This is a genomic window from Rhodococcus sp. 21391, assembly GCF_016772255.1.
In the GTDB taxonomy this organism is placed as follows: domain Bacteria; phylum Actinomycetota; class Actinomycetes; order Mycobacteriales; family Mycobacteriaceae; genus Rhodococcus_F; species Rhodococcus_F opacus.
The window spans coordinates 1,964,471-1,981,360 of the sequence record NZ_CP063781.1 but is presented as its reverse complement, the minus strand read 5'-3'; the positions used below and the strand labels follow the sequence as shown (position 1 = coordinate 1,981,360).

Genomic DNA, 16,890 nt, shown 5'->3' with positions numbered 1-16,890 from the left:
TCAACCGCTCAGCTCGTGGCGCCGTTGATCTGGGAGGTGGTGATGACGCCCGCCTCGACACCCCAGTTCTCCGCGATCGTCCGGTATGTGCCGTCGTCGATGAGATGCTGCAGCGCCTGCTGGAGGGTCTGGGCGAGCGGCGACCCCTTCGCGACGGGCCAGCCGTACGGCGCGGCGTCGAAGACCTCGCCCGCGGCCTCGATCTTGCCGTCGCTCTGCTTGATCGCGTACGCGGTGACGGGCGAGTCGGCGGACATCGCGTCGACCTTGCCGAGGGCGACGGCGTTGGCCGCGTCGTCCTGGCTGTCGAACTTCACGATCTCGATGGGCGGCTTCCCGGCCGCGACGCACGCCGCGCTCTTGGCGGGCACCTCCTCGAGATCCTCGATGGTGGTGGTCTGCACGCCGACCCGCAGGCCGCACGCGTTGGTGGGGTCGACGGACTTGCCGGCGGGCTGCGCCCACTGCACTCCGGCGCTGAAGTAGGTGGTGAAGTCGACCGACTGCTCGCGTTCCTTGGTGTCCGTGAACGACGACATACCCATGTCGTAGCTGCCGGCCTGGATCGACGGGATGATCTTGTCGAAGTCCGCCTCGGTGTACTCCGGTGTCACGCCGAGCACCTTGCTCACGGCGTCCACGAGGTCGACGTCGAAGCCGACGATCTTGCCGCTCGGATCCTTGAACTCGTTGGGCGAGTAGGGAATATTGACACCGACGATGATCTTGCCGGACGAGGCGATCTTCTCGGGCAGAGTCGCCGCGATGGCATCCACCTTGTCGACTTCCACGGCGACGGTCTCTTCTCCGGAGGGCGTACCACCGCCCTCGGTGTTGCTGGCGCATCCGGCGAGCAGCAGAGCACTGCCGCCCGCCAGTGCACAGATGGTGCGGGCCACTCGGCCTCGCGCGAAGACGGATCGACCAGACACTGGCATGTCCTCCAAGGAAATCGTGGTACACCGAGCGAGCTACGGCGACGGAGAACTCGCGAACTCCGAATAGTCGAACGGTAGGTTACGGCACCCGCATCTGCGGACGTCGTTACCGAACATTAACGGCCTGTCCCGGCCCGTGGCGGCGGTTTCAGCGACGCAGTGTCCGGGCGAGGACCGTCTCGGTGAATTCACCGGTCGATGCGAGTCCACCCAGGTCAGCCGTGGCGACTCCGGATGCGATCGTCGCACGGACCGCGTCGCGGATCCGGTGGGCCGCGCCGCCCAGATGCCGGTCCGCGCGGCGCTCCCCGAGCCACTCCAGCATCATCGCGGCCGACAGCATCAGCGCCGTGGGATTGGCCCGGTTGTGGCCCGCGATGTCGGGGGCGGCTCCGTGCGCCGCCTGCGCCATCACCTTGGTCTCGGAACTGTTGATCGACGGGGCGGTGCCGAGCGAGCCGGACAGCTCACCGGTCAGGTCCGACAGGATGTCGCCGAACATGTTCTCCGTCACCACGACGTCGAAGTCGCGTCCCCTGCGGACGAGGTGCGCGGTCATGGCGTCGACGTGCTCGTCGTCGATCCGCACGTCCGGGTAGTCGCGCTCCCCCACCTCCCGGCAGACGTCGCGGAACAACCCGGTCGTCATCGACAGCACGTTGGCCTTGTGCACGATCGTGACGTGCCGGCCGCGGGTGCGCGCCAGCGCGAATGCCGTGTGCGCGATGCGCTCACACGCCTTCCTCGTCACGACGCCGACCGCCAGCGCCACGTCCGGAGTGGGCATGAACTCGCCGCTGCCGGTGAACATGTTCCGATCCGCGTACAACCCTTCGGTGTTCTCCCGGACGATCACCAGGTCCATGTACGGGACCGTCGAGGCGACGCCCTCGAGCGAGCGCGCGGGGCGGATGTTCGCGAAGAGGTCGAATCTCTTGCGCACCACCCCGCCGGGGGTCAGCCGGCCGCGGAACGGTTCCGGGTAGGCGGCGCTGTCGTGCGGGCCCAGGATCCAGGCGTCGAGTTCGTCCAGCGCGGAGAGCGTGGAGTCGGGGATCGGCGTTCCGTGCGACTCGATGGCGCCCAGGCCGAGGGGCAGTTCCACCCAGTCGACGTCGCCGCCTCCTGCCGCGGTCACCGCGGCCGAGACCACCCGCTGGGTTGCCGGGACGATCTCGTGACCGATGCCATCGCCGAGGAGCACCCCGATCCGGGTATCGGAAATGTTTGCCGTAGCACCGCTCATGAGGCCATCATTGCCTACCATGGTCCAGTCGGTGGAACTGCTGTTCGACGAAGCGACCGACGTTGCCGTGCGCGCGGAGTGGCAACGCCTGTGGGATGCCGGGATGCCCAGCCGCACTCGCGTTCGCGCCGAATCGAATCGGCCCCACATCACCCTGTTCGTGGCACGCCACATCCCACCCGAGATCGACGAACTGCTGGGCCGCCGAATCGCGACGCCCTCGTTCCACATCCGGCTGGGCGGGCTCGTGATGTTCGGCGGCAGGCACGTCACGCTGTCCCGGTTGGTGGTGCCGTCGAAGGCGCTGCTGTCCCTGCACCGCAGCGTGTTCGATCTCGCGGCGCACGCCACGGAGATCACACCGCACATCCGCCCGGGCGAGTGGACGCCGCACGTGACTCTCGCGCGGCGACTGCCTGCCGATCAGATCGCGGAGGCCGCGCGGCTCCTCGACGGCGGCGACATCATCGGCCGGGCGTCGGTAGTGCGCCGGTGGGACGGGGACGCCAAACGCGAGTGGGTCGTCACGGCACCACCATGATCACGGCGCGTCCACGGCGACCGTCTCGGCTGCCGTGCGCGAAGACCGTTGGGTGACGACGATTCCCGCGATCACCGCGAGTGCCCCGACGGGCTGGTTCCAGGAGATGTGCTCGTCGAGTGCGACCGCACCGAGCACGACGCCGACCACCGGTGTCAGGTAGGTGACGGTGGAGGCCGCGGTGGGCCCCCAGCCGCGCACCACGTTCGTGTTCCACACGAACGCCAGCCCGGTTCCGAACGCCCCGAGCCCGATCATCGACGCGACGATCGCGGGGGTCAGGTGCATCTGCGTGCTCGCGACCCACGGGGCGGCGAGGACCATGGCGGCTGCGGCGATCGACACCTGCATGAACGCGATGGTGGGCGTGCCGACGCCCCGCGGAAGGATGAACCGCCTCAGGTAGACCAGTGCCACGCCATACGACGCGGTGGCGCCGAGGCACGCGAGCTGGGCGGGGACGCTGCCGATGATCCCCGCCTGCCACGGCGCCAGCACCACGACCACCCCCGTGAATCCGAGCAGGAGGCCGAACAGCTTTGCGTCCGTGAGCTTCTCCCCAGGCAGGAACGCCAGGGCCACCGACATCGTCATGAGGGGCGTGGTCGCGTTGTAGATGCTGGCCAGGCCCGAACTGATGCTCTGCTCTGCCCAGCTGAACAGCAACCACGGCACCACACACTGGGCGACCGCCAGGACCGAGAGGTGCGCCCACGTCGCCGCTTCGCGCGGCAATCGTGTCCGGGTGAGTCCGAGGACGGCACCGAGGGTCACCGCCCCGAACACGAGTCGCCACAGCACGACCTGCGTGAAGGACAGGCCCTCGAGGCCGACCTTGATGAAGAGGAAACTCGCGCCCCAGGCGAGCGCCGCGCCCGCGTACTGGACCGCCAGATTCCCTCTCAAAACCGGAAGTCCCCGTGCTGGATGACTTCGTTGTGCGTGTCGGGCGTGCGGCCGGCGAGCGCCAGCGCGTCGAGCGCCAGGAACACGAGGAGTACCACGACCAGGATTGTCATGTCTTCAGCCTCGTAGCATCGACCTCCGAGAAAAAGTGGCAGAAACGACATTGTTAACCGTATTTCTGCCATACTGGGACGGTGTTGAAAAAAGTTGTCGTACCGCTCATGCCGCTCACCGAGGCGTTCGAGCTCGGTGTCGCCTGCGAGGTGTTCGGTTTCGACCGATCCGACGACGGACTCCCCACCTACGACTTCTCGCTCGTCGCCGGCTCACCGGAACCCATCCGCACCCGCTTCGGATACGGCATCGACGTCCCGTACGACCTCGACCGGCTCGACGACGCCGACCTCATCGTCGTTCCCGCGGGCGGAACCTACGCCGAGGCGGACGGCACCTTCGTCTGCGCGAAGGACCCCGACCCGTGCATAGACCCCCTCCTCGACAAACTGCGGGCCGCGGTGGACCGGGGCGCCAAGGTCGCCAGCCTCTGCAGCGGCGCCTTCGTGCTCGGCGCGGCCGGGCTGCTGGACGGACGCACCTGCACCACCCACTGGCGGCACGCCCAGCGGCTCGCCGACCTCCACCCGGCCGCCACGGTCGACCCGAACGTCCTGTACGTCGACGACGATCCCGTCCTGACCAGCGCGGGCACCGCCGCGGGCATCGACCTGTGCCTGCACATCGTGCGCAAGGAACAGGGCAGCCGGGTGGCCAACGGGATCGCGCGGCGCATGGTGGTCCCGCCGCACCGGGACGGCGGTCAGGCGCAGTACGTGGCGATGCCGCTGCCGTCGACGACGATCGACACCCTCGGGCCGTTGCTCGACTGGATGACCGAGCACCTCGCCCTCGACCTGTCGGTGACCGCGGTGGCGGCCAAGGCCAACATGTCTCCCCGCACGTTCGCACGAAGGTTCCAGGCCGAGACCGGGACCACCCCGGCCCGGTGGCTCAGCGATCAGCGGGTGCTGGCCGCGCAGCATCTGTTGGAGAACTCGGATCTCTCGGTCGACGTGATCGCCGAACGGGTCGGCTTCGGCGGCGGTGCCGTCCTGCGGCAGCATTTCCTGCGGCTGCGCCACACCACCCCGCAGGCCTACCGCCGCACGTTCCGGGACACGGAGCGCACCGGCTGACGACGCCGCAGGGAAGAATCGACGGCGACGCGGCGTTGCACACGCAAAGCAGTCACCGAAAGAAAGGACCCTCGTGGCCACCAAGACTCTGACTCAGCAGAACTTCGACGAGACCGTGACCGGCAACGACGTCGTTCTGGTCGACTTCTGGGCATCGTGGTGCGGACCGTGCCGCTCCTTCGCCCCCACCTTCGAGGCCTCGTCGGAGCAGCACCCCGACGTCGTACACGCCAAGGTCGACACCGAAGCGGAACAGGGCATCGCCGCCGCCGCGAACATCCGGTCGATCCCGACCATCATGGCGTTCCGCGAGGGTGTGCTGGTGTTCAGCCAGCCCGGTGCGCTGCCGCCCGCGGCGCTCGAGGATCTGGTCACGCAGGTCAAGGCACTCGACATGGACGAGGTGCGCAAGCAGATCGCCGAGCAGGCGCCCGCCGAGTAGGGCGGAGGACCGCCGCCGCCTAGTGTGCGGCGGCGTCCCAACTGCGACCGGTGCCGACGGACACGTCGAGCGGCACCGACAGCTCGATGGCCGAGGACATCTTGTCGCGGACCAGCTGTTCGACCTGTTCCCGTTCCGAATCGACGACCTCGAGCACGAGTTCGTCGTGGACCTGCAGCAGCATCCGCGATTTCAGGCCCGCCTCGCGCAGTGAGCGCTGCACGTTGATCATCGCGACCTTGATGATGTCGGCGGCCGTGCCCTGGATGGGGGCGTTGAGCGCGGCGCGCTCGGCGACCTCCCGACGCTGGCGGTTGTCGCTGGTGAGGTCGGGCAGGTAGCGGCGACGCCCGTACAGCGTCGACGTGTAGCCGTCCTTGCGGGCCTGTTCCACGACCTCGTGCAGGTAGTCGCGCACCCCGCCGAACCGCGCGAAGTACGCCTCCATCTGCGATTTGGCCTCTTCGGTCGAGATCTTGAGCTGGGCGGCCAGACCGAACGCGCTCAGCCCGTACGCCAGCCCGTAGGACATCGCCTTCACACGGCGGCGCAGCTCCGGCGTGACCTCCTCGATCGGCACGCCGAACGCACGCGCGCCGACGAAGCTGTGCAGGTCTTCGCCGGTGTTGAACGCCTCGATCAGCCCCTCGTCACCGGACACGTGTGCCATGATCCGCATCTCGATCTGGCTGTAGTCGGCCGTGAGCAGCGAGTCGTAGCCCTCGCCGACGACGAAACCGTCCCTGATCTGCCGGCCGGCGTCGGTGCGCACCGGGATGTTCTGGAGGTTGGGCTCGGTCGACGACAGCCGGCCGGTGGCCGCGACGGTCTGGTTGAACGTCGTGTGGATGCGCCCGTCCTCGGCGACCGTCTTCAGCAGCCCGTCGACGGTCACCTTCAGCCGCGTCGCGTCGCGGTGCGCGAGCAGGTGCTCGAGGAACGGGTGCGACGTCTTCTCGAACAGGTTCTGCAAGGCCTCGGCGTCCGTGGTGTATCCGGTCTTCGTCTTCTTCGTCTTGGGCATCTCCAGCTCGTCGAACAGCACGACCTGCAGCTGTTTGGGCGACCCGAGGTTGATCTGCTTGCCGATGACCCCGTAGGCCGCCTCCGCCGCCGCGGAGACCTCGGCCGCGAACCGGCTCTGCAGGTCGTGCAGGTGGTCACCGTCGACGGCGATGCCGGACGCCTCGATGACGGCCAGCACCTCCAGCAGCGGCAACTCCATCTCGGACAGCAGCGCCGTGGATTCGATGTTCGCGAGTTCGGTGTCGAGCGCGGCCGCGAGGTCGAGGACGGCGCGGGCGCTGAGAATTTCGGTCTCGGCGGCTTCCGCGTCGACCTGGTCGGCGTCGTCGAGCAGCGACAGCTGCTCCTGGCCGGTCTCCTCCACCCGCAGCTCCCTGCGCAGGTACCGCAGCGACAGGTCGTCGAGGTTGAACGTCCGCTGCCCGGGGCGCACCAGGTAGGCCGCCAGCGCGGTGTCGCTGGTGAGACCACCGAGCACCCAGCCGCGTCCGCGCAGCGCGTGCATCGCCCACTTGGCCTCGTGCAGGGCCTTCGGCTGATCCGCGTCCGCGAGCCAGGTGCCGAGCGCCTTCTCGTCCTCCGGGGTGGCGGACGCAGTGGCGATGTAGGCGCCCTCACCGTCTGCGGCGGCGATGGCGATCGCCGTCACGTCACCGCCGTACGGGGTGCGGGTGCCGACCACCGACACGCCGGATCGCTCGCCCGTCGACGCGTGCGCCGACAACCAGTCCGCGACGGCCCCGGGATCGAGCGCGCTCCCGCGCACCTCGAAACCCTCCTCGGCCTCCGCTTCGACCGGCGCCAACGTGGCGAACAGCCGGTCGCGCAGCACCTTGAACTCGAGGTCGTCGAACAGCGCGTGAATCTTCTCCCGATCCCACTGCGCGAGCATCAGCTGATCCGGGGTGTACGGCAGCGGGACGTCGCGCACCATCTCGGTCAGTTCCCGGTTGAGCAGGACGTTCGGCAGGTTCTCCCGCAGCGCGTCACCCACCTTGCCGCGGACCTTGTCGACGTTGTCGACCAGGCCGACGAGATCGCCGTACTCCTTGATCCACTTGGTGGCGGTCTTTTCCCCCACACCCGGGATGCCCGGCAGGTTGTCGCTCGGGTCGCCGCGCAGTGCCGCGAAGTCGGGGTACTGCGCAGGTGTGAGCCCGTACTTCTCCTCGACGGCCGCCGGCGTGAACCGGGTGAGGTCCGAGACGCCTTTCTTCGGGTACAGCACCGTCACCCCGTCGGTGACCAGCTGGAGCGAGTCCCGGTCGCCGGTCACCACGAGGACGCGGTACCCGAGCGCCTCGGCCTGGGTGGTGAGCGTGGCGATGATGTCGTCGGCCTCGAAGCCCGCCTCGGCCATCACCGGGATGCCGAGAGCCCCGAGGACGTCCTTGGTGATCTCGACCTGCCCCTTGAACTCGTCCGGAGCCGTGCTGCGATTCGCCTTGTACTCGGGGAACTTCTCCGCCCGGAACGTCTGCCTGGACACGTCGAACGCCGCCGCCACGTGGCTCGGCTGTTCGTCGCGCAGCAGGTTGATCAACATCGACGTGAACCCGTAGACGGCGTTGGTGACCTGACCGCTGTGCGTCTTGAAGTTCTCGGCGGGCAGGGCGTAGAACGCACGGAAGGCCAGCGAGTGGCCGTCGAGCAGCATCAGGGTGGGGCGATCGTCGGACGACGCGGCTGCGCCGGACGCGGGGGACGTGGTGGACCGGGGGGTGGTTGCAGGGCTCACGGTTGCCCAGTCTAGGGAGCCGATCCGACACCGATCAGCCGGATGGTTCGATACCCAACCGAAACGTGCCGGAAATCCGAGAACCCCATTTCGCGCGACCGGAGCCGTTAGAGTCCGGAAATTGCGGCACGGGCGGTAGTCGAGTCCGTCGCAGCACGTTCCTGACCGATCTACACGTCCCCGGAGGACCTGCGTGGCCCCAACCGTGAGGAAGCGACTCCCAGCAGTGAGGACGCGACCGAAATCCGCGAGGAAACGCACGAGACGAGGGTCGGTCACCCGGCAGCTCGGCCGTGCGTTCGTCCTCGTCCTGCTCGGCCTCGTCGCGGCGATCGCTTTCGGCGGTCCCGCGGCGGCGCAGGAACCCACCCCACCGCCCCCACCGCCCGCGACGAGCGGGCAACCGGCGCCCCCGGAGAACGCGGTGCGGGTCAGCGGCAATCTGAACAACGCGGGCGAACGGCTCGCGGACGTCGAAGTGCGCGCTCTCGATTCGTCGGGCAACGAGGTGGCGAAGGCGACGTCGGAGTCGAACGGTCGCTGGGAACTCCAGGTCGCGCCCGGCACGTACACGTTCGAGATCGTGGCGGACTCGCTTCCCGACGACGTCAGCGTGCAGGCCACGGTGCAGCGGGAAGTGGTGGCCGGTCGCACCAACACGGTGATCTTCTCGTTCGGCGAGGCCCGCACCGGTTCCGCGGTCCCGTTCTACGAGAAGCTGATTCGCCAGACCATCGACGGGCTCCGGTTCGGTCTCGTCATCGCCATCGCCGGTGTCGGGCTGAGCCTGATCTACGGCACCACCGGCCTGACGAACTTCGCGCACGGCGAACTCGTCACCCTCGGTGCGGTCGCGGCGTGGGTGATCAACGTGACGTTCGGTGTGCAGCTGATCCCGGCCACGATCCTCGCGGTCTTCGTGGGAATCCTGATCGGACTGCTGAACAATGCCGGGATCTGGAAACCGCTGCGACGACGCAAGACCGGCCTGATAGCGCAGCTGGTGGTGTCGATCGGACTCGCGATTTCCCTGCGCTACCTGATCCTGATCTTCTTCTCCGATCGCGCGGAACCGTTCGTCGACTACCAGGCCCAGGTGGAAAGGCACTGGGGTCCGATCGCGATCACCGACGCCAACCTCGTGAGCATCGGCATCAGTCTCGTCGTTCTCGTCGGAGTGGCCCTGCTGCTGCAGAAGACGCGCATCGGCAAGGCCATGCGCGCGGTGTCCGACAACCGCGACCTGGCCGCGTCGTCCGGCATCGACGTCGAACGGGTGATCCGCTTCGTGTGGGGTCTCGGCGGCGGTCTCGCCGCGCTCGGCGGCGTTCTGTTCGGCATCTCCGAACTCGGCGGCCGCGTGCAGTGGGAGATGGGCTTCAAGCTCCTGCTGCTGATGTTCGCCGGTATCACGCTCGGCGGACTCGGCACCGCTTACGGCGCGCTGCTCGGCTGTGTGATCGTCGGTCTGCTCGTCCAGCTGTCGACGCTGGTGATCAACCCCGACCTCAAGTACATCGGAGGACTGCTCATCTTGATCGTCATCCTGGTCGTCCGGCCTCAGGGCATTCTCGGCAGCCGGCAAAGGATCGGGTGAGGGCATGGACATCGCAGGAGCACTCCAGGTCTCGCTCGCCCAGCTGATCGGCCCGTCGGCGATCTTCTACGCGCTGCTGGCGATCGGCCTCAACCTGCACTTCGGCTACGCAGGACTGCTGAACTTCGGTCAGATCGGGTTCGCCCTCCTCGGCGGCTACGGCGTCGGGATCATGACCGTCACCTACCAGCAGCCGCTATGGGTCGGCATCCTCGTCGGTCTCGCCGCGGCCGGGTTGCTGGCTGTCGTCCTCGGTATCCCGACGCTGCGGTTGCGGGCCGACTACCTCGCCATCGTCACGATCGCCGCGTCCGAGATCCTGCGGCTGATCTTCCGGTCCACCGCTTCGGATTCGATCACCGGATCCACCAACGGCCTGTTCGGTTTCGCCGACCCGTTCACCACGCTCAGCCCGTTCGACTCGGGTAAGCAGTACAACTTCCTCGGCGTGAAGTTCTACGGCGACGACCTCTGGTCGATGGTCGTCGGATGGACTCTCGTCCTGGTGCTGTGCGGGTTCGTGTTCCTCCTGACGCACAGTCCGTGGGGCCGTGTCCTCAAGGCCGTCCGCGAGGACGAGGACGCCGCTCGCGCACTCGGCAAGAACGTCTTCGTCTACAAGATGCAGGCGCTGGTCCTCGGCGGCATGATCGGCGGGCTCGGCGGCGTGTTCAACGCGCTGCAGACCAAGTCGATCAACCCCGACTTCTACTCCACCGCGCAGACGTTCTTCGCGTTCGGCGCCCTCATCCTCGGCGGCGCGGCGACGGTCTTCGGACCGGTGGTCGGCGCGATGCTGTTCTGGTTCCTGCTGGCCATCCCGGACGCCCTGTTGCGGCAGGCCATCTCCGGGCCCGATCCGCTGCTGCCGCTGACGGAACAACAGGTCGGGGCCATGCGGTTCGTCCTGCTCGGCATCATGATCGCGGTGCTGATGGTCTTCCGGCCGCAGGGCATACTGGGCAACAAGCGGGAGGTGCAGCTCAATGCCTGACCACAGACTGCCGGATCATCTGCAGACCGCCACCGTGCTCACCGCCGAGGAACGGGCCTCGATCTTCGCCGACGTCCCGCACTCCCCCGGCGCACCGAAACCCGACCCGATCCTCGTGGTCGACAACGTGTCCCGGACGTTCGGCGGGCTCAAGGCCGTCGACGTGGCGCATCTGGAGATTCAGCGCGGCTGCATCACCGGACTGATCGGTCCGAACGGCGCAGGTAAGACCACCCTGTTCAACCTGCTCACCGGGTTCGACCGGCCGGACAGCGGCACGTGGTCGATGGATGGCCAGTCGCTGGGCCGGATGTATCCGCACCAGGTGGCCCGCCGCGGCGTCGTCCGCACGTTCCAGCTCACCAAGGCGTTGTCGAAGCTGACGGTGCTCGACAACGTGCGGCTCGGCGCCACCGGGCAACGCGGCGAGCGGATCTTCAACGCGCTTCTGCCGTGGACGTGGAAGGCGCAGGAACGGGCCGTCACCGAACGGGCCAACGAACTGCTCGCGCGGTTCACACTCGACACCAAGTCCGACGACCTCGCCGGCTCGCTGTCCGGCGGTCAGCGCAAGCTGCTCGAGATGGCGCGGGCGCTGATGACGGAGCCGACCGTGGTGATGCTCGACGAGCCGATGGCCGGCGTGAACCCGGCGCTCACCCAGAGCCTGCTCGGCCATATCAAATCGCTTCGGGACGAGGGCATGACCGTCGTGTTCGTCGAACACGACATGGACGTCATCCGCGACATCAGCGACTGGGTGGTGGTGATGGCGCAGGGCAGCGTGATCGCCGAGTCCACACCGGGACACCTCTCGTCCAACAACGCGGTGGTCGACGCCTACCTGGGCAGCCACCACGATCAGGCACTCGAGTTCGACGACGAGGGAAATCCGGTGGGCGCGACGGCCGTTCTGGCCGAGGCACTCGAGAACGCCGAGGCCGAAACCCTCGAGACCGGCGGCGACCTCTCCGAACCCGACATCACCGAGCTGAGGCGTGAGAACCCATGACCGAACTGACCCCTGCGGAATTCGCGGCCACACCCGAGGAGCATGCCCGGCTCGCCGAGGGTGCCCTCGTCCGCGCGGACGGTGTGGTGGCCGGCTACATCCCCGGCGTCAACATCCTCCGCGAATGCAACTTCTTCCTGCGCGAGGGTGAGATCGTCGGCATCATCGGTCCCAACGGCGCCGGGAAGTCCACGCTCCTGAAGTCGCTGTTCGGGCTGATACCGGTGCGTGAGGGATCGGTGACCCTGCGGGGCGAGGACATCACGTCCAAACCCGCCCACGTTCTCGTGCAGAAGGGCGTCGGCTACGTCCCGCAGACGCAGAACGTCTTTCCGTCGCTCACCATCGAGGAGAACCTCGAGATGGGGATGTATCTGCGGCCCAAGCTCTTCGCGGAGCGATTCGCGTTCGTCGGCGACCTCTTCCCGCTGCTCGTCGAGCGGAAGAAGGTGAAGGCGGGCGCCCTGTCCGGCGGTGAACGGCAGATGGTCGCGATGGGACGTGCTCTGATGATGGAACCGTCCGTGCTGCTGCTCGACGAGCCGTCCGCCGGACTGTCCCCGATGTTCCAGGACGAGGTGTTCATTCGCTGCAAGCGGATCAACGCGGTGGGAGTCTCGGTGATCATGGTCGAGCAGAACGCCCGCCGGTGCCTGCAGATCTGCGACCGCGGCTACGTCCTGGACCAGGGCCGCAACGCCTACACCGACTCGGGACCCAACCTGATGCACGACCCGAAGGTGATCGAGCTGTACCTGGGGACCCTCGCGGGAAGTCAGGAGAAGAAGTAGGTCCGGCGGTTCCGGATACGACTGTGGGCCAGGTTTCCCTGGCCCACAGTCCGTTTCAGGGGAGTGCGATCACCCGCCGACGACGATGTATCCGTCCGTCGTCAGCTTGTTGTCGGCACCGAACTTCAGCTTGCCGTACGAACCGATGGACGGCTCGCCTGCGGCGGTGAAGTCGAGCTTGCCGGTGATGCCGTTGTAGTCGACGTCCGTGCCGGCCTGCACGAGCGGCAGGCACTCCTGGTACGACGTGCACGGGGTTCCGCCTTCGGTGACGGCGTTGATGTTCGCGGCGATGTCGCGACCGGCCGTCGACTTCGCGGCTTCCGCGGCGAGCGCGGAAACGACTACGGCGTCGTAGGATTCACCGGCGTAGTTGAAGTCGATCAGTCCCGGGTTGATGCCCTTGAGACGATCCTGGAAGGCCGGGCCGACGTCCGTGAGCGGCGTGGTGCCCTGCATGCCGTCGAGCAACGGTGCGGCCACCGACTCGCCGAGAGCGTTACCCATGTTGCCGTCGACGCCGTAGACCTTCATCCCGTCGGACGGGCCGATGCCGACCTCGTGCATGCGGGTGATGATCTTCGCGGACTCCTCGAATCCGACCACCGCGACGGCGTCGGGGGCGAAGTCCTTCACCTGGTCGATCTCGGAGTTGAAGGACTGCGCGTTGGGGTCGTAGATGATCTTCTGGATCTGGTCCTCGGGGATGCCCGCGTCGACGAGGTTCTTCTGGATGTTGTCGGCGAGCCCGGTTCCGTACGGGTCGTTGAGGGCCAGGATGGACACGCGCTGGCCGCCGTCGTCCGAGATGAGTTGCGACACAGCCTGAGCCTGCAACACGTCGGTGGGGGCGGTGCGGAAGTACTGGCCCTTGTCCGGGTAGCAGACGAACTGGTCGGACGTGTTGGCCGGGGAGAACATCACGACGCCGGCGCTGGACACCTTGTCGATGACCTTCAGCGACACCGAGGACGACGCCGCGCCGATGATCACCTGGGTGCCCGCGGCGAGTTCCCGGTCCACGGTGGTGTTCGCCGTGTCGGTGGTGGTGTCGCCCGAGTCGCCGGGGATCAGTTGAACGGGCTGACCGAGAACTCCACCGGCCGCATTGACGTCGTTGACACCGAGTTGGGTGCCCGCCACCATCGGCGGTCCGAGGAAGGAGAGGCTTCCCGTGTCGGGAAGCAGAGTGCCGATCTTCAGCGGCGCTGTGGACGGGGCACCCGCTGCCGCCGCCTCTTCGGGCGTGCAGTCGGTGGAAACAGTGGTGGCCGAGGCAGAGCTGTCACTCCCGCTCGCGGAGTCGTCGCCACTGTCCGAACTACAACCTGCCAGTGCGAGTGATGCCGCGCCGAGAACCGCGGCCGCCCGCACGAGGGTCCGTTTAGCCATCCAAACTCTCCTTAGATCACCTGAGTGCGGGCGCCACCCGAGTTGGCGTCCGCTGTGGGATCAGACGCTAGCGGTCCGGCGGCTTGCGCGATCCGTCCGGAAAGGCTCGTGACCTTACTGTGATCTGAATACGACGAGTGTTTACGCGGTCGTAGCGTGGCGAGCCTCAGCCGCCGACGAGAAGGCGCACGGAGTCGACGACAACCTGGCGCCGGCGGGCCCGGTCCGCGGGGGCCGAGGCGCCGAGTTCCGGTGTCTGCGTGTGCCAGGACATCGCGACGGACCGGACGACGGTGAGCAGTTCCACGGGTTCGAATCGGGTTGGCAGCACACCACTTCTCTGCGCTCGCTCGATGTCGGCGAGCTTCGACCGGTTGGACGCGACCACGACCTGGAGCGGCTCACCGTCGGGCCGCTCCAGCTGGTACCAGGTGGCGAGCCGGAGCGTCGCCGGGTTGTCCTCGTACAGGTCGAACGACCGCCCCGCGTAACCCGGGAGGTCGGTGGCGTCGAACCGCACCTGCTCGGTGAAGGCCACCACGTGGGCGGAGAAGACCGCGTCGAACAGCTGCCCCTTGTCGCCGAAGTACGCGTAGATCATCGACTTGTTCGCCTTGGCGGCCAGGGCGATGCGGTCGACCCGCGCCCCGGCGATGCCGAACTCGGCGAACTCGGCCGCCGCCGCGTCGAGTAGTCGTTTCTTCGTTGCCACTGCATCGCGCACCATGCATTCAGACTATCAACCAAATAGTTGGTTGACAGTTCCTCCCGGCGGGTGTTCCATGAATTTCGTAAGCATCCAACCAGTCAGTTGCAACCAGCGGATGGAGTACACCATGGCGAAGACGTGGCTCGTCACCGGAACCTCACGCGGTTTCGGCAGGGAACTCGCGACAGCAATCCTCGGCAGCGGCGACAACCTGGTGGCCACCGCCCGGCAGCCCGAACAGCTGACCGGCCCGGTCGACACGTACGGCGACCGGGTTCGGGCGGTCCCCCTGGACGTCACCGACGCCGCGGCCGCCCGTGCGGCGGTCGCCACCGCCGTCGACGAGTTCGGGGGCCTCGACGTGGTGGTGAACAACGCCGGCTACGCCAACAGCGTCCCGATCGAGGAAATGGACGACGAGGACTTCCGCCAGCAGGTCGAGGCCAACTTCTTCGGCGTCGTCAACGTCACCCGCGCGGCACTGCCGATCCTGCGCGAACAGCGCGGCGGCTGCTTCGTGCAGTTCTCCTCCGTCGGAGGCCGCGTCGGTGGCACGCCGGGGCTGAGCGCGTATCAGGCAGCGAAGTTCGCCGTCGAGGGATTCTCCGAAGTCCTGGCGGCGGAGGTGAAACCGTTCGGCGTGAAGGTGCTCATCGTGGAACCCGGCGCATTTCGCACCGACTGGCAGGGTTCGTCGATGACACGCAGCTCGGTCGGCCCCGACTACGAGGCAACGGTCGGCGCGATGAACCACTACCGGGAGACCACCGACGGCACCCAGCCCGGCGACCCCACCCGGGCCGCTCGGATCATCATGGATGTGGTTGCCGCCGAGGACGCCCCGCTGCGCCTGCTGCTCGGGGCCGGCGCCGTCGAGATGGCCGAGAAGTCGTCCCGCGAACGCGCCGCCGAGGCCCACCGGTGGGCCGACGTCAGCCGATCCGCGGACTTCCCCACCGGCGCCTGACGCGTCGAAAGCGCACCGGCTGTAGCCGATCTCGCGGGTCAGCTGGTGGGAGCTTCCCCACCGAGGGTCTCGAGTACCACCTGCGCGACCGCCTTCATGGTCGACCGGCGGTCCATCGCGGCCCGCTGGATCCACTTGAACGCTTCGGGCTCGGTCAGGGACTGCTTCTCCATCAACACGCCCTTGGCCCGCTCGACGATCTTGCGGGTCTCCAGACGCTCGGACAGATCGGAGATCTCCCGCTCGAGCGCGGTCACTTCCTTGAACCGGCTGGCCGCCAACTCGACAGCGGGCACCAGGTCGGCTGTGGAGAACGGCTTGACGAGATAGGCCATCGCCCCGGCGTCGCGGGCCCGCTCCACCAGCTCGCGCTGACTGAACGCTGTGAGAATGACCACGGGCGCAATGCGTTTCGCCGCGATCTCCGAGGCCGCATCGATGCCGTCGCGACGGGGCATCTTCACGTCCATGATCACGAGGTCGGGTTTGAGCTCCACCGCCAGGTCGACGGCGGCCTGCCCGTCCCCCGCCTCACCGACCACGTCGTAGCCCTCTTCCCGCAACATCTCGACCAGATCGAGCCTGATCAGCGCCTCGTCCTCGGCCACCACGACCCGTCGCGGCTGCGACGGCACACCTTGCTGCTGGGGAGCGTTCATGGCCACCATTCTCCTCTGCTCGGACGACCCCGGCACGGGGAGCGAACGTTAGAAGGGTACCGGTGGTTGACTCCCGACGGCGATCTTCTACAGTGGTACAGCGCAACACGCCCTCGTATCCCAATTGGCAGAGGAAACGGATTCAAAACCCGTCCAGTGTGAGTTCGAGTCTCACCGAGGGCACTGCCAGGATTTCTCCGCGAATCGCAGGTCGGATACCTACTCCGACCTGCGATTCGCATCTCGTCCCCCGTTACGGTGTCCCCGTCACCACTGGCCGCCCGCGACCTGCCGGGTGGCGGCGTTGAGCCGGTTCCACAGGTTCACGGTGGCGATCGACAGGACCAGCGACGCGAGCGCCTGCTCGTCGTAGTGCCGGGCGGCCTCGTTCCACACGTCGTCGGGCACCGGATCCGGACGATCACTCAACCGGGTCATCGACTCGGCCAGCGCCAGGGCCGCGCGTTCGGCGTCGCTGAAGTACGGAGCCTCCCGCCACGCCGCCACCGCGAAGATCCGCCCGTTGGTCTCCCCTTCCTTCTCCAACTCACGCGAATGCATGTCCACGCACACGCTGCAGCCGTTGATCTGGCTCGACCGCAGATGGACGAGAGCGTGGGTCACCGGCGGCACGTCCGCGTTCGACGCAGCCTTTCCCAGCGCCAGCAGAGACTTCATGGCGTCGGGAACGATCATCGCGGGGTTGGTCATCCGGGCTTTCATGATTGCCTGCCTCCAA

The 16,890-nt window shown here is 67.4% G+C and carries 16 protein-coding genes and 1 tRNA gene; 9 read left to right on the top strand and 8 right to left on the bottom strand.

Translation table 11 applies throughout. The features are described 5' to 3' along the window. Positions 1 to 8 precede the first annotated feature (8 nt). The gene (locus tag GO592_RS09405) at positions 9 to 938 is read right to left on the bottom strand and encodes an ABC transporter substrate-binding protein (RefSeq protein WP_050787246.1); all 930 of its coding nucleotides are present in this window, start codon (positions 936 to 938) and stop codon (positions 9 to 11) included. Between the two features lie 148 nt (positions 939 to 1,086). Beyond that, positions 1,087 to 2,184: an isocitrate/isopropylmalate dehydrogenase family protein gene (locus tag GO592_RS09400; RefSeq protein ID WP_007295808.1), complete on the bottom strand. Its 1,098-nt coding sequence runs from the start codon at positions 2,182 to 2,184 to the stop codon at positions 1,087 to 1,089. A 19-nt stretch (positions 2,185 to 2,203) separates the two neighbouring features. Here GO592_RS09400 and GO592_RS09395 point away from each other — a divergent pair, with 19 nt between their 5' ends. Beyond that, positions 2,204 to 2,725 (top strand): 2'-5' RNA ligase family protein, encoded by a 522-nt coding sequence (locus tag GO592_RS09395; RefSeq protein ID WP_005571116.1) that lies wholly within the window; start codon positions 2,204 to 2,206, stop codon positions 2,723 to 2,725. Here GO592_RS09395 and GO592_RS09390 read toward each other — a convergent pair whose 3' ends face one another. After that, on the bottom strand, positions 2,726 to 3,631 hold the full coding sequence (locus GO592_RS09390; protein ID WP_007295809.1) for a DMT family transporter: 906 nt from the start codon (positions 3,629 to 3,631) through the stop codon (positions 2,726 to 2,728). A gap of 194 nt (positions 3,632 to 3,825) precedes the next feature. Here GO592_RS09390 and GO592_RS09385 point away from each other — a divergent pair, with 194 nt between their 5' ends. Next, positions 3,826 to 4,824 carry a helix-turn-helix domain-containing protein gene (locus tag GO592_RS09385; RefSeq protein WP_039950441.1) on the top strand — a complete coding sequence of 333 codons (999 nt, stop codon included), beginning with the start codon at positions 3,826 to 3,828 and terminating at the stop codon, positions 4,822 to 4,824. A 73-nt stretch (positions 4,825 to 4,897) separates the two neighbouring features. Continuing rightward, the gene (gene trxA, locus GO592_RS09380) at positions 4,898 to 5,266 is read left to right on the top strand and encodes a thioredoxin (protein WP_005247443.1); all 369 of its coding nucleotides are present in this window, start codon (positions 4,898 to 4,900) and stop codon (positions 5,264 to 5,266) included. Between the two features lie 19 nt (positions 5,267 to 5,285). On the opposite strand, the gene polA is transcribed toward trxA, so the two are convergent. Further along, positions 5,286 to 8,030 carry a DNA polymerase I gene (gene polA / locus GO592_RS09375; protein ID WP_039950442.1) on the bottom strand — a complete coding sequence of 915 codons (2,745 nt, stop codon included), beginning with the start codon at positions 8,028 to 8,030 and terminating at the stop codon, positions 5,286 to 5,288. 226 nt (positions 8,031 to 8,256) lie between these two features. Between polA and GO592_RS09370 the strand changes: the two genes are divergently transcribed. The 4 genes from GO592_RS09370 to GO592_RS09355 are packed head-to-tail and all read left to right on the top strand — an operon-like array spanning position 8,257 to position 12,424. Next, the gene (locus GO592_RS09370) at positions 8,257 to 9,627 is read left to right on the top strand and encodes a branched-chain amino acid ABC transporter permease (protein ID WP_005565485.1); all 1,371 of its coding nucleotides are present in this window, start codon (positions 8,257 to 8,259) and stop codon (positions 9,625 to 9,627) included. A 4-nt stretch (positions 9,628 to 9,631) separates the two neighbouring features. Next, entirely contained in the window at positions 9,632 to 10,621 is a 990-nt protein-coding gene (locus GO592_RS09365; protein WP_005247450.1) for a branched-chain amino acid ABC transporter permease, read from the top strand. Further along, the gene (locus GO592_RS09360) at positions 10,614 to 11,633 is read left to right on the top strand and encodes an ABC transporter ATP-binding protein (protein ID WP_007295812.1); all 1,020 of its coding nucleotides are present in this window, start codon (positions 10,614 to 10,616) and stop codon (positions 11,631 to 11,633) included. The genes GO592_RS09365 and GO592_RS09360 overlap by 8 nt, the downstream gene beginning before the upstream one ends. Beyond that, complete coding sequence (locus tag GO592_RS09355; RefSeq protein ID WP_007295813.1) at positions 11,630 to 12,424, top strand: ABC transporter ATP-binding protein; 795 nt, start codon at positions 11,630 to 11,632, stop codon at positions 12,422 to 12,424. Before GO592_RS09360 ends, GO592_RS09355 begins: the two co-directional genes overlap by 4 nt. Before the next feature lie 69 nt (positions 12,425 to 12,493). On the opposite strand, the gene GO592_RS09350 is transcribed toward GO592_RS09355, so the two are convergent. Continuing rightward, positions 12,494 to 13,816, bottom strand: a complete 1,323-nt coding sequence (locus GO592_RS09350; protein WP_007295814.1) for an ABC transporter substrate-binding protein — start codon at positions 13,814 to 13,816, stop codon at positions 12,494 to 12,496. Between the two features lie 166 nt (positions 13,817 to 13,982). Continuing rightward, on the bottom strand, positions 13,983 to 14,543 hold the full coding sequence (locus GO592_RS09345; protein ID WP_007295815.1) for a TetR family transcriptional regulator: 561 nt from the start codon (positions 14,541 to 14,543) through the stop codon (positions 13,983 to 13,985). Positions 14,544 to 14,652: 109 nt separating this feature from the next. On the opposite strand from GO592_RS09345, the gene GO592_RS09340 reads away from it, so the two are divergent. Further along, positions 14,653 to 15,492: an oxidoreductase gene (locus GO592_RS09340; RefSeq protein WP_039950448.1), complete on the top strand. Its 840-nt coding sequence runs from the start codon at positions 14,653 to 14,655 to the stop codon at positions 15,490 to 15,492. Between the two features lie 38 nt (positions 15,493 to 15,530). Here the strand turns inward: GO592_RS09340 and GO592_RS09335 are convergent, their stop codons facing one another. Beyond that, entirely contained in the window at positions 15,531 to 16,160 is a 630-nt protein-coding gene (locus tag GO592_RS09335) for an ANTAR domain-containing response regulator (protein WP_005260374.1), read from the bottom strand. 100 nt (positions 16,161 to 16,260) lie between these two features. Between GO592_RS09335 and GO592_RS09330 the strand changes: the two genes are divergently transcribed. Next, a tRNA-Leu gene (locus GO592_RS09330) sits at positions 16,261 to 16,334 on the top strand. An 84-nt stretch (positions 16,335 to 16,418) separates the two neighbouring features. On the opposite strand, the gene GO592_RS09325 is transcribed toward GO592_RS09330, so the two are convergent. Continuing rightward, entirely contained in the window at positions 16,419 to 16,874 is a 456-nt protein-coding gene (locus GO592_RS09325; protein ID WP_007295817.1) for a carboxymuconolactone decarboxylase family protein, read from the bottom strand. Positions 16,875 to 16,890 lie beyond the last annotated feature (16 nt).

Bases quoted from the DNA above. Each gene is read 5' to 3' on its own strand.
- GO592_RS09405 (WP_050787246.1), bottom strand. From the start codon at position 938: ATGCCAGTGTCTGGTCGATCCGTCTTCGCGCGAGGCCGAGTGGCCCGC.
- GO592_RS09345 (WP_007295815.1), bottom strand. From the start codon at position 14,543: ATGGTGCGCGATGCAGTGGCAACGAAGAAACGACTACTCGACGCGGCG.
- GO592_RS09335 (WP_005260374.1), bottom strand. From the start codon at position 16,160: ATGGTGGCCATGAACGCTCCCCAGCAGCAAGGTGTGCCGTCGCAGCCG.
- GO592_RS09400 (WP_007295808.1), bottom strand. From the start codon at position 2,184: ATGAGCGGTGCTACGGCAAACATTTCCGATACCCGGATCGGGGTGCTC.
- GO592_RS09340 (WP_039950448.1), top strand. From the start codon at position 14,653: ATGGCGAAGACGTGGCTCGTCACCGGAACCTCACGCGGTTTCGGCAGG.
- GO592_RS09395 (WP_005571116.1), top strand. From the start codon at position 2,204: ATGGTCCAGTCGGTGGAACTGCTGTTCGACGAAGCGACCGACGTTGCC.
- GO592_RS09350 (WP_007295814.1), bottom strand. From the start codon at position 13,816: ATGGCTAAACGGACCCTCGTGCGGGCGGCCGCGGTTCTCGGCGCGGCA.
- GO592_RS09365 (WP_005247450.1), top strand. From the start codon at position 9,632: ATGGACATCGCAGGAGCACTCCAGGTCTCGCTCGCCCAGCTGATCGGC.
- GO592_RS09355 (WP_007295813.1), top strand. From the start codon at position 11,630: ATGACCGAACTGACCCCTGCGGAATTCGCGGCCACACCCGAGGAGCAT.
- GO592_RS09325 (WP_007295817.1), bottom strand. From the start codon at position 16,874: ATGAAAGCCCGGATGACCAACCCCGCGATGATCGTTCCCGACGCCATG.
- GO592_RS09360 (WP_007295812.1), top strand. From the start codon at position 10,614: ATGCCTGACCACAGACTGCCGGATCATCTGCAGACCGCCACCGTGCTC.